The 15,731-nt window shown below is 60.7% G+C and carries 8 protein-coding genes, 7 pseudogenes and 1 other annotated feature; of the genes and pseudogenes, 9 read left to right on the top strand and 6 right to left on the bottom strand.

The window, feature by feature from the left end:
* Positions 1-31: 31 nt before the first annotated feature.
* Together solA and EI171_RS00125 are read right to left on the bottom strand one after the other, a co-directional pair.
* Positions 32-1,180 carry an N-methyl-L-tryptophan oxidase gene (gene solA / locus EI171_RS00120; protein ID WP_161532242.1) on the bottom strand — a complete coding sequence of 383 codons (1,149 nt, stop codon included), beginning with the start codon at positions 1,178-1,180 and terminating at the stop codon, positions 32-34.
* A 545-nt stretch (positions 1,181-1,725) separates the two neighbouring features.
* A protein-coding gene (locus EI171_RS00125) for an IS630 family transposase (RefSeq protein WP_161532243.1) occupies positions 1,726-2,672 on the bottom strand; the annotation gives its coding sequence in 2 pieces (ribosomal slippage) (positions 1,726-2,333 and positions 2,333-2,672; 948 coding nt in all).
* Positions 2,673-3,196: 524 nt separating this feature from the next.
* Here EI171_RS00125 and EI171_RS44535 point away from each other — a divergent pair.
* A pseudogene (locus EI171_RS44535) lies at positions 3,197-3,337 on the top strand (IS3 family transposase); the annotation flags it as partial.
* Positions 3,338-3,921: 584 nt separating this feature from the next.
* Here the strand turns inward: EI171_RS44535 and EI171_RS00135 are convergent.
* Positions 3,922-4,203, bottom strand: coding sequence for a LexA family transcriptional regulator (locus EI171_RS00135; RefSeq protein WP_126262178.1), 282 nt, complete (start codon positions 4,201-4,203; stop codon positions 3,922-3,924).
* Positions 4,204-4,298: 95 nt separating this feature from the next.
* On the opposite strand from EI171_RS00135, the pseudogene EI171_RS46550 reads away from it, so the two are divergent.
* The 8 genes and pseudogenes from EI171_RS46550 to EI171_RS00170 form a co-directional block, all read left to right on the top strand.
* A pseudogene (locus EI171_RS46550) lies at positions 4,299-4,868 on the top strand (IS630 family transposase); the annotation flags it as partial.
* Complete coding sequence (locus tag EI171_RS46555) at positions 4,787-5,362, top strand: transposase (RefSeq protein WP_371740239.1); 576 nt, start codon at positions 4,787-4,789, stop codon at positions 5,360-5,362. The pseudogene EI171_RS46550 and the gene EI171_RS46555, both read left to right, overlap by 82 nt.
* Positions 5,363-5,480: 118 nt before the next feature.
* Positions 5,481-5,750 (top strand): annotated as a pseudogene (locus tag EI171_RS00145) (PaaI family thioesterase); the annotation flags it as partial.
* Positions 5,747-6,274: a GNAT family N-acetyltransferase gene (locus EI171_RS00150; RefSeq protein WP_161532245.1), complete on the top strand. Its 528-nt coding sequence runs from the start codon at positions 5,747-5,749 to the stop codon at positions 6,272-6,274. The pseudogene EI171_RS00145 and the gene EI171_RS00150, both read left to right, overlap by 4 nt.
* A gap of 249 nt (positions 6,275-6,523) precedes the next feature.
* Positions 6,524-7,241: pseudogene (locus EI171_RS00155) on the top strand (IS6 family transposase).
* Positions 7,242-7,397: 156 nt separating this feature from the next.
* Complete coding sequence (gene hppD, locus EI171_RS00160; protein ID WP_161532246.1) at positions 7,398-8,501, top strand: 4-hydroxyphenylpyruvate dioxygenase; 1,104 nt, start codon at positions 7,398-7,400, stop codon at positions 8,499-8,501.
* A 108-nt stretch (positions 8,502-8,609) separates the two neighbouring features.
* A pseudogene (gene hmgA / locus EI171_RS00165) lies at positions 8,610-9,835 on the top strand (homogentisate 1,2-dioxygenase).
* Positions 9,836-9,846: 11 nt separating this feature from the next.
* Positions 9,847-11,007: pseudogene (locus EI171_RS00170) on the top strand (fumarylacetoacetate hydrolase family protein); the annotation flags it as partial.
* Positions 11,008-11,343: 336 nt separating this feature from the next.
* On the opposite strand, the gene istB reads toward EI171_RS00170, so the two are convergent.
* The 3 genes and pseudogenes from istB to EI171_RS00185 form a co-directional block, all read right to left on the bottom strand.
* Complete coding sequence (gene istB, locus EI171_RS00175) at positions 11,344-12,111, bottom strand: IS21-like element IS1631 family helper ATPase IstB (RefSeq protein ID WP_038952109.1); 768 nt, start codon at positions 12,109-12,111, stop codon at positions 11,344-11,346.
* A 157-nt stretch (positions 12,112-12,268) separates the two neighbouring features.
* Positions 12,269-13,836: pseudogene (gene istA / locus EI171_RS00180) on the bottom strand (IS21 family transposase); the annotation flags it as partial.
* Between the two features lie 616 nt (positions 13,837-14,452).
* Positions 14,453-15,684, bottom strand: a protein-coding gene (locus EI171_RS00185; RefSeq protein WP_246740238.1) for an IS3 family transposase whose coding sequence is annotated in 2 segments (ribosomal slippage) — positions 14,453-15,393 and positions 15,393-15,684 — 1,233 coding nt in all. Because the reading frame shifts where the segments join, the coding sequence is not laid out codon by codon here.
* Positions 15,284-15,400: a sequence feature (AL1L pseudoknot), on the bottom strand. It overlaps the preceding gene by 117 nt.
* Positions 15,685-15,731 lie beyond the last annotated feature (47 nt).

Consider the following 15,731-nt stretch of genomic DNA (forward strand, 5'->3'; position numbering starts at 1 on the left):
TACAATAACAGAATGGATGCCAACTGACGCCTCAGGAGCTTGGTGGGGCGACGCCGCTGAACCGGTCGAGCTGAAACGCCTTCGGCGCGATCAGTTTCGCATCGAGTGCCAGATCCGCGAGCATCGTACCGATCGCACTGGCGAACTTCGCACCGTGGCCCGAGCAAGGCGATGCGACGACGATGCGCGGGTCGGCCGGAAGTCGATCGACGATGAATTCGTTGCCCTCGTCCGGTCGCAGGTCTGCTCGGTGCGTGTTCGTGTACAGACAGATATCGCGCTCGACGATTGGGCCCGCCGCACCGGGGACCAATTCGGCGAGCGTCAATCCCACGGTCTCCAGTTCTGTGTCGGTTGGCGGCGGGTGCCAGGCGTCTGCCCCCACGACTGGCCCATGGTCGTGCTGCGCAGCCTTGACGCCTCGTCCCTCGAAATCAGGAAAGCCGTATACCAGCCCTTTCTCCCCTTCGACAATAAACGCCGGAAATTCCCCGTAACGCACCAATTCGGGCTTAGCCGGCTTGAACCAACCGACCGTCTGTCGCGTGATCTTTAAATGTCGCGCGAGTCCCGGGAGTAGGCCGGCAATCCATGGTCCTGCAGCGACAATGGCCTTCTCGGCTAAGATTACCTCTTGGGGCGTTGAAATACGGATGCCGGCGGCCACCGGCCGTATTCGGGCCGGAGCCAGAATGATGCGGTGCTCGGCTCCCTCGCGAAACGCGCGGATCGCAGCTTCCGCCAACAGGATCCCGCCGCTTTCCTGGACGACCACATCCCATTCTTCAGGAAACTGGAACGCCGGAAACGCGGCGTTTGCTTCCGCTCCCGTGGCCAAACCGGGGACGGCCTCCTTGAGGGCACTGGCTCGGGAGTCAGCCACCATCTTCGATCCTGGAGGTCCTGCTTCGAGTACGCGAGTCGGCATGAGGATTGTCCGACCGCTGGCGGCCTCCAACATCCGCCATCCCTTGAAGGCAGCATCGCTAAGCTCCGTGTAAGCTGCGCTCTCGGAATTGAAGCGTCGGTACACTCGGCATGATCCATGCGATGAGCCGCGAGCCTCGCCCAACACAAGAGGGTCGAAGCCGAGCACGTTGGCCCCACGACGCACGAGCGAATGGAACGCAGAGCTGCCGATCAGGCCGAGGCCGACGACGGCGATTTCGCAAACACGCATCCCCGCTCCCTCTTCCGCCGTCTAGTACGCCTAATGATCTGCCGTGCCGCCGCACTTGTGCTTAGTGGACACGCTGCAGCCGCGGCAGGAGCACAAGAATCCCTGACACTCGCCAGCCATTCGCAATGCCCCCTTGTCAGCCTTTTTCTTGTTATGGGCTTACGACCCGCGCGTGATCCAAACGGAGCGAGGGGCTCTACCAGGTAAGAGCGAGCGGCCCTTGCCCCCTACGCGGAACGGCGAAGTGCCGCTCGTGCCCGCGATCGCCAGCGTCTCGATACCTTAAGTCGTTGAGTTCGTCGCCTGCCAACGCTTGTAGGCTCACTCCCAAATGATTCAGCAACCTGTCGGCGCGTGAGACGCTGACGCAGCGATAATCGCGCGTCATTCAGAATGCAGATGGCGCCAGGATTGGCGCCGGATCATGATCCCGGCGGGCTCGCAATGACCTTCGGGCAAATCCTTCTTGTTGCGCTGCAGTGCGTGGGTTGGAAAAGGATCGGACAGGCGCGCACCGTGTACTCTCGCGCTAGAGCATTTTCCGATCACGTTGCGTCGTAACCAGCTGCGACGAGATAATTTTGACATTCTTCGGGTGAGAAGCGTTTGAGAGCGTTGGCGATTGCTTGCCAGAGATCGGGCATGGTGCGCGCTGCGGCGGCCCGCAACACCGCCTTTAATTTGGAGAAGGCCATTTCGATCGGGTTGAAGTCTGGACTGTAGGGCGGGAGATAGAGCAGGCTTGCCCCGACCGCCTGGATGGCCTCTCGAACGCCATGGACCTTATGAGCGGGCAAGTTGTCCATGATAACGGTATCACTCGGCCGCAGCGATGGGGCGAGCAATTGTTCGACGTAGGCCAGGAAAGCGTCGCCATCCATTGGACCGTCCAGAACAAGCGGCGCGATCAGACCATCGGAGCGCAATCCAGCAGTGAATGTCGTCGTCTTCCAATGTCCGTGGGGGACGGCTGCACGACATCGCTCGCCGCGTGGCGAGCGCCCGTAAAGCCGCGCCATTTTGGTGTTGGCGCTGGTTTCGTCGACGAAGACGAGACGCTCAGGGTCAAGATCGATTTGCCCTTCGAACCACTCCTCGCGCGCGGCATTTATATCGCCGCGCCGTTGCTCGGCGGCATGCGCTGTCTTTTTTTAAGTGTGATCTTTCTGCGCTGGAAGAAACGCCAGAGCGATGCGATGCCGGCCGATATACCACGACGCTTCAACAGTTCTCGCAACTCGGCGAGCGTGATATCCGGCTTCGCTGTCACCGCGTCCAAAATCAGTTGCGAATGCGCTTCGATGCGCTGCGATTTGCGATCACCGCCCTGGCGTTTAGGAACGATGTCGCCAACTTCCTTGAGGCGACTCCGCCAGCGGATCGCACTGGCCGCGCTGACACCAAAGCGCTCGGCAGCCTGTCGACAAGACAAGCCACCGTCAATCGCGACTACCACCCTTTGGCGAAGATCAACCGAAAGCGCTCTGGTCATTCATGCTGACCTCCTTCGCCAGCATGTAGCTTGAATCTGACTCGCGCCGTTTTGGGAATCCCCACCCGATTCATTCCGGTCGGAAAATGCTCTAGTCAGCTTCTCGAAAGCCAACCGTCTTAGAATTCGAACCCGGTCTCTAGATGACGATGCCGCCCCGCTGGGCGAACCGGCAAGAGGGTTTGTTCCCATAAGAGCGAGGAGAGCATTATGGATTCCAATCGGATAACGGTGCCGGCTCGCCAGAGTCCGCAATGGGCTACGTCTACTCACAGGAGCATCATGATCTTTTTAAGCAGGCTGTGAACGACGTCAGGTCATCGGCTGCCGCCCCTGTACCGGAAAAGGCCCCGATTTGGAGTTCGAGCGCTCCGTATGGGAACTTTACACGCGATGGCTACTCCTGGAACAACGACGTGTGGGGCAGTGGTGCCGGGCCTCAGACCATTTCGGTGTATGGAGCGAACCGGTGGGGCGTGTGGTCGAACCAGCCTGGAACTGGTGGCATCAAGAGCTATCCGCACGAGGCCGTCGAGTTCGCCACTCTCGAATGGGTCGACTGGTTCAACAACCGGCGGCTCCTGGAGCCCATCGGAAACATCCCGCCGGCCGAAGCCGAGCAACGCTACTACGCCATGCTGGAACAATCGGCCATGGCGGCATAACTTAAACCAAATGGCCTCCGACAAACCCGGGACGGTTCAAACCCGGCGTGGAGAGCGCATCGTCGCGCCGGGGCACACGACCTGGAGCGGATCATAACTCGAAATAATTCAGCCCGTTACCGCCCAAAGCGGAGCATTCTCGCGCGCAGGCTCATCATTGAGAAGCTTGCGGAGCGCGGACCATGACACGGCGCGGGACCACCTGTGGCATTTCAAGAGCATCACGACCAGCGAAGCACAGACGTCGCGCTGATGGAAGAAACTCGCTCCACCCGGGGGTGGGCGCGAAGGGATGGAGCGAGCTTGCCTCGAAAATCGCAGTGCATCAGCCCCCGTGACGAGACTGCTAGGATGGAAGCTCTTCACGCTCGATGAAGATCGGGGAAGGATTCTAGCCCGTCTTATTCGTAAAGGACCGGCTCATGCGTCGGCTTTGTCAGCTTTCTGTCAGCTCGTCCAAATAGTAACTCATTGTGATGAAAACCAATTACAACAATCCTGTGCGCCTCGTCAGACAAGATGTGCGGCCGCATCAATCGGGCCCAAAAGCCGCGCTCTCACGAATAGGACGGGCTAGTGGTTCATCACAGTGATTTTGACGTTTTGATACCGAGCCATTCGAGGATCGGCAAGCTTTCCGGTGGCACGAGGATTTCGATGCTTCTGGGGACGCCGGGTTGACGTCGGATGAAGCCGTTTCGTTCGAGGGTGACGATCATCTGATGGACCGAAGGCGGGCTGACGCGGAAGTGGCGCTGGATGTCGGCTTCGGCGGGGGGACGTCCGAACATATGGGCGTAGGTATGGATGAAGGCCAGGTAATAACCCTGCTTCTCGGTGAAGCGCGCGCCTGATTTTTGACTCATCGTTGGATTCGTCCCGGCCTCCGACAAGGAGGCAAAGCATGAATGTACGTTATCGGGTCGAATTGAGCCAAGCCGAGCGCGACGAACTGACGGCGATGCTCGGCGGCGGCAAGCACGCCGCCCGCAAGCTTAAGCGGGCGCAGATTTTGCTGGCGGCCGATGGAGGCTGCCGCGACGAGGAGATTGCCCGGACCGTGAGTGTCAGCCTCTCCACCGTCGGCCGGACCAGGCGCCGCTTCGTGGAAGGCAATATGGAGCGGGCCCTGAGCGAGGAGCCGCGTCCGGGCGCTGAGCGCAAGCTGACCGGCAAGGAGGAAGCCCTGCTGGTGGCGACCGCATGCGCCAAGCCGCCCGCTGGCTGCAAACGCTGGACGCTGACGCTGCTGGCCGACACGATGGTCAAGCTCACCGATCACAACAGCCTGTCGGGCGAGACCGTGCGTCGCCGGCTGGCCGAGAACGACCTCAAGCCGTGGCGCAGGGACATGTGGTGCATTCCCCATGTCGACGGCGAATACGTTGCCCGCATGGAGGACGTGCTCGACCTCTACGCCGAGACGCAGAATCCCGCCCGGCCGCTGGTCTGCTTCGACGAGACCCCCATCCAGCTGATCGGCGAGGTGCGCCAGCCGGTCCCGGCCCAACCGGGACAGCGCGAGCGCTACGATTACGAGTATCGCCGCAACGGCACCGCCAATCTCTTCGTCACCTTCGATCCACATCGGGCTGGCGCAACGTCAAGGTCACCGACCGCCGCGCCGCCGTGGACTACGCCCACTGCATGCGTGATCTCGTCGACGTCCATTATCCCGACGCCGCCTGCATCCGTGTCGTGCAGGACAATTTGTCGATCCACAAGCCTGGGGCGCTGTATGAGGCCTTCGCGCCCGCCGAGGCCCGGCGCATCCTGCGCCGCCTCGAATTCCACTTCACCCCGAAGCACGCCAGTTGGCTCAATATGGTCGAGTGCGAGATCAGCGTGCTACAGCGTCAGTGTCTCGGCCGCCGCATCGACGATCCCAAAAGGCTCCGAAACGAGATCGCAGCATGGCAAAAGAGGCGGAATAAAACCCGAGCCCGCATCAAATGGATGTTCACAACAGAAAAAGCCCGCACCAAACTCGGCCGCGCCTATCCAGCCACCGCCAAAGAGTCATAATCACTGTGATGAACCACTAGTTGAGTATGCGGCAATTACCGACTTGTTGAATCCTGTTGGTACAATTCAAGGCGGCATGATCACGGCCATGCTAGACGCCGCCGTGGGCCCGGTCGCATCGGCATTCCTTGGGGGCCATCATATGGCTCCCACTGTTGAAATAAAAACGAACTTCATGCGACCGGCGGTGGTCGGGCCGCTCTTCGTCGAGCCGTCTATCGTCCATCGCACAAACACCGTCATTTTCCTTGCGGCCACAAAGAAAAGCGAAAAGGGTAGGTTAATCCCCAGCGCCACGGCAACAGTTCGGATCTTCGACTGGCCACCTGCATCAAGCACGTCCGGCCTAGCCGGGGGTAATCGGCTCGCTCTCTCCGAAGTCAGATGACAGACGATATTCAGGTACGGCGCATCGGCGCCGACGAAGTCGATAGGCGTTTGGAGCGTCTCGCCGACATCCTCATCGACTGCGTCGCCCACGGCGACTCAGTCAGCTTTCTGTCACCGCTATCTCGACGACGTGCGCTGGCGTACTGGCGTAGCGTCGCGGACGCGGTCATTTGCAATGAACGCGTGTTGCTAGCTGCGGAAGATAGCACAGGTCAGATTGTTGGTACAGTCCAGATGGTACCTGCCGCGTCTGAGAACCAAATGCATAGCGCTCGAGTCGTCAAAGTCCTGGTTGAAAGAAGTGCGCGCCGTCGCGGTATCGGACGCTGGCTGCTCTCGGCTGTCAGCGAGTTAGCACGAAAAGAGGGAAAGATGTTGTTGACGCTCAGCACGACCACAGGTTCTGCTGCCGAGCGTCTTTACGCCAGCGAGGGATGGCAGCGGGTGGGTATCATACCCGGTTGTGTGCTCGCCTCTGACGGAACATATCGCTCGGCGACCTTCTTCTACAAGCACCTCTGATACTGCCTCGCTAACTTCGCAAGTGTGATCATTACTGAAGGGCTTGGTATTCACAGACAAGATCGTCGGGTCCCGTCCCGATAAATCGTCATCGTCGGGGAGCATCGCTGACATTGCAGCCCTGTTCATGGTTTGTGAACAAAGACGACTTGGGATCTCGAGATGAGAATATCAAAACGGATCAGACGGTGGATCATTCGGTACCGTCAAGTTAACGAATTGGAGCGGCCGAGGGGGTAGACGACCGGCATGCCGACCGCCCGGGACCCTCTTTATCGCCGCCATCGCTTCCCACCGGAAGTGATCAGCTATGCCGTTTGGTTGTATTCCCGGTTTCCCTTAAGCTTGCGCATGGTCGAGGAAATGCTGGCGGCGCGTGGCATTGGCGTGACCTATGAAACCGCGCGCCAGTGGGGGCGGAAATTCGGCAAGGCGTTCTCCGATCGGATCCGCCAGCGCGCACCCGCTCGCGGTGACAAATGGCATCTGGACGAGGTCGTTATCTCGATCGCGGGCGAACAACATTGGCTTTGGCGCGCTGTCGACCAGATTGACTTCGTTCTCGACGTCTTGATCCGGCGCCGAAGAGACTCGCGCGCTGCGCAGCGGCTCATGAAGAAGTTCTTGAAATCCGCCGGCACGCCGCCGCACGTGATGATCGCGGACAAGCGTTCGCACGGCGCTGCGGGCGAAGTTTCGTCGAACATCGCCAGCACAGAGCTCTCAACAATCGGGCTGAGAATTCTCATCAGCCGACGCGGCGATACGCGAGCGGATGATGAAGCGTTTCAAATCGCCCCATCAGGCTCAACGGTTGCTGTCAATTCGCGATCAGGTGGCCACTGCCAACCTCAGTCGTGCTTCGCGCGAGCGAGCCTTTGCGACTTGGCACGAGATCTCCACGACAAGCGCTATCGCCGAATCTCGAACCTTTGAGAAGCGCCTCCTTGGCTCGGCGGTCGATTAAGTTGACGATGCCGGTCCATGCGTGATCCTTGCACGTTAATTGGTAATTGCGCCTGTTTCACGCATAGCGGCATTTTGTCGAGCAGATTATGCGAAGATCGTGCGGCGAAGTCGCAGTATTTTGAGCTAAATCACACACCATTCCAGGAGCGCGACATTGGGCCCCTTCCCTCACTATGCCCCACCCGCCACGATTTCGGCTGCCAATCCGGCCGGCACCGACGGCTTCGAATTTGTCGAGTTCGGCCATCCGGAGCCTTTGAATCTCGCCAAGCTCTTCGAGCAAATGGGCTATACGGAGGTCGCCCGGCACAAGAGCAAAGACATCTCCATTTGGCGCCAAGGAAAAATCAACTGCGTCCTGAACCGGGAGCCGAATTCCCATGCCGCCCGCTTCGTCAGCGAACATGGCCCCTGCGCTCCGGCGATGGCCTGGCGCGTCGTTGATGCAAAACACACGTTGAAGCGCGTCCTCGATCTCGGTGGAACGGAATATACCGGCAACGACAAGTCGCTCGACGTTCCGGCCGTTGTCGGGATCGGAGGATCCCTCCTGTACCTGGTCGAGACCTACGGCGCGAAGGGTTCACCCTATTCAGCCGAATATGAGTGGGTCGGCGAAGCCGATCCAACACCAAAGGGTGTGGGGTTCTATTATCTCGATCACCTGACGCACAACGTCATGCGCGGCAACATGGGCACCTGGTACAAATTCTACAGCCAGACGTTCAATTTCCGCGAGATCCGTTACTTCGACATTTCCGGCAAGCTGACCGGCCTGACCTCGCGCGCACTGACGTCACCCTGCGGCAAGATCCGGATCCCTATCAACGAAAGCGCCGACGACAAGAGCCAGATCGAAGAATATCTGCGCCAATACAAGGGCGAAGGCATCCAGCACATCGCGGTTGGCACCGACAACATCTATTCGGCGACCGATGCCATCGCCGGTCGCGGACTTGAATTCATGCCTGGTCCGCCCTCGATCTACTACGACAAGTCGCTTGACCGCGTTAAGGGCCACACCGAGCCGCTCGACCATATGCGCAAGCACGGAATCCTCATTGACGGTGAAGGCGTCGTCGATGGCGGGCTGACCCGCATCCTGCTTCAGATATTCTCGAAGACCGTGATCGGCCCGATCTTCTTCGAGTTCATCCAGAGAAAGGGTGATGACGGCTTTGGCGAGGCCAACTTCAAGGCCCTGTTCGAGAGCATCGAGGCCGATCAGATTCAGCGCGGCGTACTCAAGGCGTCCTGAGCCGCGCCGCTAATCATATCAACGACAGGGGTATTATATGGGTTTGGCTGTGAAGCGTCCGGCACGGGAAAGTGCGCCCTCAATCGCCCCAAGGGCAAGAACGGATACATGTCGGGATTTGGCAACGGATTCGAGAGCGAGGCCATTGCCGGAGCGTTACCAGTCGGGCGCAACAGCCCGCAGAAGTGCCCGTACGGTCTCTATGCCGAGCAGCTCTCCGGATCGCCCTTCACCGCACCGCGCGTGAGCAACGAGCGGTCCTGGCTCTACCGCATCCGCCCGACGGTCAAGCACTGGGGCGCTTCGAGGACGTCGATCCGGGGCATTGGCGTACCGCGCCGCAGACCGGTGGCCAAGGTGCCGATCCAGCCGCTACGTTGGTCCCCGATTCTGCTGCCGATAGATCAACTCTCCTTCGTCGAAGGCATTCGCACAATCACGACGACGGGCGACAGCGGCTCTCAAGCCGGCATGGCAACGCATGTCTACCTTGTCACCCGTTCGATGAACGATGAGATTTCTCCAACGCCGACGGAGAAATGATGTTCGTGCCCCAGCAAGGGCGGCTCAGGATCGCGACCGAGTTCGCCATCATCGACGTCGAGCCCTGCGAGATCGCGGTGATACCGCGTGGGGTGAAGATTCGCGTTGAGCTTCTGGGCGACGCGGACTGATCGGCGCCAACTGCATGGCCAATCAACGCGATTTCCTGACGCCGGTCGCGGCTTACGAAGATAAGGACGGGTCGTGCACCATGACCGTCAAATGGGCGGCGACTTCTGGCGTACCGAGCTCAAACACTCCCCGCTCGACGTCGTCGCTTGGCATGGAAATTGCGCCCCGTACAAATATGACCTCAGGCATTATTCGCCGATCGGACCGATTCTTTACGACCACGCCGATCCGTCGATCTTCACCGTGTTTAACCTCGCGGTCGGAGACGCCGGGCACCGCCAATATCCACTTCGTGGTGTTTTGCGATCGCTGGATGGTTGCGGAGAATACGTTCCGCCCGCCTTGGTACCACATGAACGTCATGAGCGAGTTCATGGGTCTCATTCAAGGCGTCTATGACGCCAAGCCGCAAGGATTCACCCCGGGCGAATTTTCGCTGCACAACACCATGCTGCCGCACGGACCGGACACCGATGCCTTCGAGCACGCGTCCAGTATGGAGTTGAAGCCGCAACGTCAGAGCGAAACGATGGCCTTCATGTTCGAGACGTTTTCCGCAGCGGCTCACTAAATTCGCCGCGGAGCACGCGAGCCTGCAGGCCGACTACGTCGATTGCTGGAAGGACATCCACAAACGCTTTGATCCCAAGCGGCGCTGAGGAGAGGCTTCATTGTTGCAGACCGCACTCACAATCCCAGGCGCAAGAGCTGGGTTGTCGACGCGAACGCGGCCGGCTCCGACTTCCCCATCCAGAATCTGCCGTTTGGGGTGTTCAGCACGGCCGAAAGCAGCCCGCGTGTCGGCATTGCTATCGGCGGCTCGATTCTTGGTCTCGCGCTCATCGAGGAGAAAGGTCTGATCGCGGTGGCCGGTGGCCCCGTCTTCACGCGGATGCGGGGGGATTGAGCGATCTGCTAGAGGCGTCAGATCCCCGCCGACGCGATGGCGCGGAATTGCGTCGGCGGTCCCTAGTGCCGATGAACAAGGCGCGACTACATCTGCCATTCTATGTTCGTAGCTTCACCGATTTCTATGCGTCCCGCGAGCACGCGACCAATGTCGGCACGATGTTCCGCGATCCGAAGCATGCGCTGATGCCGAACTGGCTGCATCTGCCGGTCGGATACAACGGACGTGCCAGCACGGTCGTCGTCAGCGGCACGGACGTTCGCCGGCCACTTGGCCAGACCAAACCGCCCGGTTCGGACGTTCCGGTGTTCGGCCCTTGCCGGAAGCTCGATATCGAACTGGAACTCGGAGCTATCGTGGGAACGCCAAGCCGCATGGGGTGGCCGATCACAACCGCGGAGGCCGAGGCCATGATCTTCGGTTACGTCCTGCTCAACGACTGGTCGGCACGCGATATCCAGACCTGGGAGTACCAACCTCTCGGACCGTTCCAGTCGAAGGCGTTCGCAACCAGCATTAGTCCATGGATCGTCACTCGCGACGCCCTAAAGCCGTTCCGCGTCCCAACGCCGGCGCGTGTTGTGCCCCTGCTGCCATATCTCCCGGAGACCACGCGCAACAATTTCGATATTGATCTTGAGATTGCGTTGCGGCCAGAGCGAGACGGCGGGGCGACGGTGATCAGCCGCACTAATGCAAAGCTGCTGTATTACTCGTTGCCACAGCAGCTCATCCAACACGCGATGCCAGCGGCTCGCTGCTCGATATCACATGGAATGGCGCGGAGCCGATGGCGCTCGACGGGGGTGGAGCGCGGACCTTTGTGAAGGATGGTGGCGACACCCTGACCTTGAGAGTTGGTGCGAGAGTGACGGCGTTCGCGTCGGGTTTGGCGAGTGCGCTGGCAAGATTTTGCCCGCACCGTCCGAGCTGGAATGGCCTCACTCGGCAGAAAGTGATGGAGACATGACGCGTGGAAGAGCTATCGCGGCGCTCCGGCCGAGGGAACCATCCTGTGTGACATCGATGACATCGCCGAAGGCAGCGTCAAATCCATCAAGCTCGCTCCCGCCGATTTTCCAATCTTGATTGCTAGGTCGGCAGCGCTCTCGCTGCTTATGTCAATGCATGCCCCCATCAGTACCTCCCGCTCGATCATTACGGCAACAACGTGCTGAGCGCCCCCGCGGGTCACTTCAAATTCCTCCGGGTGTGGTCAGTCAAATTCCTCCACCCGCGAGGCAGGACAAGGGACTGTTAGTTTGAGTTTGTTTCCCGGGCAAGAGCTTCAGCGGCTTCTTTGAGCCGATAGCTGCGTCCGTCGAACTCAAGCAGATGGCAATGATGCATAAGGCGATCGAGGATCGTCGTGCTCATAGTGTTGTCCCCAAGGTATGCCCCCCAATCCTGCACGACGCGATTGGAGGTGACGATGACGCTGCGGCGCAGTTTGTAGCGCTGATGGATCAGGGTCTGCAGCAAAGTGCCGGCGTCGTCGGGGATGGCGCGTGCGAGGAATAGATCGTCCAGCACGAGGAGATCGCAGTCGATGATGGTTCGCAGCCGGACCTCGCGTTGTGCCGGAGAGTTCAGGGCGTAGCGGTGGAAGAAGTCGTCGGTCTCAAGATACTGGACCTTGTGGCTTTGCAGGATCGCCTGATAGGCAATCGCCTTGGCGATGTGCGACTTCCCGGTGCCAGGTTTGCCGACAAGCAGAGCGTTCTCGCCAGCGGCAATGAACGCCAGGGTGTGGAGCTGGAAGCAGGTCTGACGTGGCAGTTTGGGATTGAAGGACCAGTCGAACTCGGCGAGCGTCAGCTTTTCGTCGAGCCCGGATTGCTGGTATCGCCGCTCGATAAGACGGGACTGACGACGGTCCAGTTCATCCTGCAGGATAAGGGAGAAGGTCTCGAGGAAGGGCTGGTTGGCGCCCTGCGCCTGGAGCACGCGCGTCTGCAGCGTGTCGCGGACACCCGACAGGCGCAGCTGTCGTAGGCAACGCTCAATTTCCGGCATGGTCATCATGTGGCTAGGTCTCCAGTTTAAGGTGAGAAGGTGCAGCGGGAGCGCTCGTGGCGCCGGAGCTGGCCGGGGTTGCGCAGGCGACACGAGCGCGGATTGCCGTGGCGTGATCGTCGTGAGCCTCGGCCTGCCGACCATTATCGTCGGCGTCGCGCCGCACAGCGCGGCTGAAGAGGTCGCCGTATTCCGCGGGGGTACGGATCAGCGGATGATCCTGGGTGAGCGGCGATGCCGGCTGTGGCGTCACTCCAACCTGCTCAATCGCCTGTTCGAACAACCGCTCGACGGTCGCACGCACGTGCTTGTAGCGGTAGATGCGGTTGTCGATGGCGTGCGCGCAGGCCTGCTCGACCAGCCGCGCCGGATACTTCCGGCCCAGCCCGACAATGCCCCACATCGCGCGCTGTCCGGGGCGCCCCTCGGTGTCGAACACTTGCTGGCATAGCGCCCTGGTCTGCGGCCCGATGCGCTCGGCGCTCGCCAGCAGCACGGCGGTTTGCCGCGACGGATTGAACGGCCGTTCGCTGGTCGGCAGGACAACAGAACCGGGGTGCGTCATCCGGGAATGAACACGCAGCAGCGCACGGGTGTGGCGATCACGGATCTCGATCGTGGAGGCGTAGATCCGCACCACGACCTGACTGCCGATCGGCGCGGGCCGCGCGGCGTAATAGCTGTTGTCGACGCGTACGGTGGTGTCGTCGCAGACAGTCCGGACGACTTCGGTGAAGATGCGGAAGGGAGCGACAGGCAGCGGCCGCAGGTGCGGCTTCTCTTCCTGGAACATCGCCTCGACCTGACGGCGCGTGCTGCCGTGGATGCGCTTGGAGGCCCAATTCTCCTCCCAGTGCCTCAGGAACTCGTTCTGGGCTTCCAGTGTCTCGAAGCGCCGTCCGGCCAGCGCGGTGCCCTGGGTATGTTGAATCGCACTCTCGACGCAGCCTTTCCGATTGGGATCGGCCACCCGCGCGGGATCGGCGACCACGGCGTAATGAGCCAGCATCGCGCTGTAAATCGGGTTGAGCTCGGGCTCGTACAAATCCGGCTTGAGGACGCCTTCCTTCAGATTGTCGAGCACGACATAGCTGGGGACCCCGCCAAAATACCGGAACGCCTCTTCGTGGAGCTGCGCCCAGACGTGTTGGCTGGACTTCCAGACCACCCGCCGGAAGCTGCGCCGCGAGTAGCGCAGCGTCATCACAAACAGGCGGGGACGGCGGTACCGGCCGCTCCTGGGATCAATCGTCAGAGCGCCCTCGCCATAGTCGACCTGGGCCTCCTCGCCAGGCAGGAACTCAAGTCGATCAAACTGCTCGGGATCGCTGTGTCGCAACGTGCGCACAAACCGCTTGACGCTCTGATAGCTGGACGGAAAGCCAAATCGATCGACCAGGTCCTGGTAAATCGCCTGCGCATTCCGCTTCAGGCGGACCTGTTCTTCGATCCATGCCCGATGCGGTTCGCAGGCCGAGCGGGCCAGGCTGCAGGCGGCTGTCGCTTCCGACACCCCAAAAGCCGGTGGTCGGGGTGGGGGAATTTGGTCGTCCGCGCTCACCGTGCCGGTGGTCACTTCCCCGGGGAATTTGCCTCCGCACCAGCCCGCAGCGCCCGGTAACGCCGGATCGTCTTGCGATCGACCCCCGTCAGCCTGTGGATCTCGCGCTGGCTGGCGTTGCGATCAAGTAATGTAAATACCGTGCTTTGCAGATGTCGCTTCAAGACGTTCAACTCCCCGGCCCCTTGCTGGCTAAAGGGGTCGAACATAAACGTCCTGCCTGACCGGCTACTGCTGTTCAGCGGCGCTGACGGCGATCATCAGGTGGGGGAGTTTCAAGTGACCATACCCGGGGGATTTTGACCGACCCACGGGGCTGAGCGCAGACGGCACGGTTCTTCGGTGCACCAATCACAGCGCCGGAGTTCGTGTTCAAGATGGCATCGGTGTCGAGGGGCTCCGCCTGAATTGCGCCCTCGATGCCATCCCGATCGTCGTGGATGGCTGCGGCCAAATTCGCGTTTATGCCGCATCGGGCTACCGTGATCCGATGTCCGCGGCACCGGATCCGTGAGTGTCCGCAACTGAGCAGCAGCCCCAAGAATCGCAGGGGCTGGCATTGGAGGCAGAAGAAGAACTCAATCGCTGACGGCGTCCGCTATGAAAGATACCTATTTATCTGAGATTGACCCGCAAACCCTTTGAGGACTCCCCAGCTTGTAAGCTGATGACTTCAGGCATAACTCAAGCGGACCTCGGGCGATCGTGAGGCTTACGTCGCTTGCGAAGAAGCGGCCGCCGCTTCACCGGTGAACCGCCCCGGGTTTGCCGGAGGCCATTTGGTTTAAGTTATGCCGCCATGGCGGGTTGTTCCAGCATGGCGTAGTAGCGTTGCTCTGCTTCGGCCGGCGGTATGTTGCCGATGGGCTCAAGGAGCCTTCGGTTGTTGAACCAATCGACCCATTCCAGGGTAGCGAACTCGACGGCCTCGAAGCTGCGCCATGGCCCACGCCGATGTATCACCTCGGCCTTGTAGAGACCGTTGATGGTTTCGGCGAGAGCATTGTCATAGGAATCTCCAACGCTGCCGACGGAGGGCTCCACGCCTGCTTCAGCCAGGCGCTCGGTATATTTGATCGAGACGTATTGGCTACCCCTGTCGCTATGGTGCACGAGGCCGCCGCGATGGACCGGCCGTCGATCGTGCAGTGCCTGCTCCAGAGCATCGAGCACGAAGCCTGCATGCGCCGTGCGCGAGGCTCGCCAGCCCACGATCCTGCGGGCATAGGCGTCGATCACAAAGGCGACGTAGACAAAGCCGGTCCAGGTCGCGACATAGGTGAAGTCGGAGAGCCAGAGAACGTTCGGCCTTGTCGCCTTGAACTGGCGGTTGACGTGATCCAGCGGGCATGGCGCAGCCTTGTCGCTGATCGTAGTCTTGACGGATTTGCCGCGGATCACCCCTTGCAAACCCATGTCCCGCATCAATCGCGAGACTGTGCAACGGGCAACATCGAAGCCTTCGCGCTTGAGCTGACGCCACACCTTGCGCGCGCCATAGACGGAGAAGTTCTCCTCGAACACACGCCGAACCTCGATCTTCAGCCTGGCATCCTGCTTGGCGCGTACCGACAACTTGGCCGGATCGCGCCGCTTGGCCACATGGGCGTGGTAGGTCGAGGGGGCGATCGGCAACACCTTGCAGATCGGCTCGACCCCATGCGCCCCACGATGATCGTCGATGAAGGCGATCATGGCTTGGACCGGCGGTCGAGCTCCGCCATCGCAAAATAGGCGCTTGCCTTGCGCAGGATCTCGTTGGCCTGCCGAAGCTCGCGGTTCTCCCGTTCGAGCGCCTTCAGCTTCTCGGCCATCTCGGTTGGAACGCCGGCCCGCTGCCCGCTATCGACCTCGGCCTTCTTGACCCAGTCATGCAGCGTCTGCGGCGTGCAGCCGATCTTGGCCGCGATCGACGTCACTGCCGCCCAGCGCGACGGGTGCTCGCCGGCGTGATCCAGAACCATCCGAACCGCTCGGGTCCGGACCTCGGCTGAAAACTTGTTCGTTGTCTTGCTCGTCATGGCTCCATCCTCTCAGGAGTTGGAGCCTCCGGCAAACCCGGGGCGGT

Origin of the sequence: Bradyrhizobium sp. LCT2 (assembly GCF_009931255.1) — a bacterium.
Lineage (GTDB): Bacteria > Pseudomonadota > Alphaproteobacteria > Rhizobiales > Xanthobacteraceae > Bradyrhizobium > Bradyrhizobium diazoefficiens.

Coding starts and splice junctions, on each gene's coding strand:
- solA (WP_161532242.1), bottom strand. CDS start 1,180: ATGCGTGTTTGCGAAATCGCCGTCGTCGGCCTCGGCCTGATCGGCAGC.
- EI171_RS00135 (WP_126262178.1), bottom strand. CDS start 4,203: ATGAGTCAAAAATCAGGCGCGCGCTTCACCGAGAAGCAGGGTTATTAC.
- EI171_RS00150 (WP_161532245.1), top strand. CDS start 5,747: ATGACAGACGATATTCAGGTACGGCGCATCGGCGCCGACGAAGTCGAT.
- istB (WP_038952109.1), bottom strand. CDS start 12,111: ATGATGACCATGCCGGAAATTGAGCGTTGCCTACGACAGCTGCGCCTG.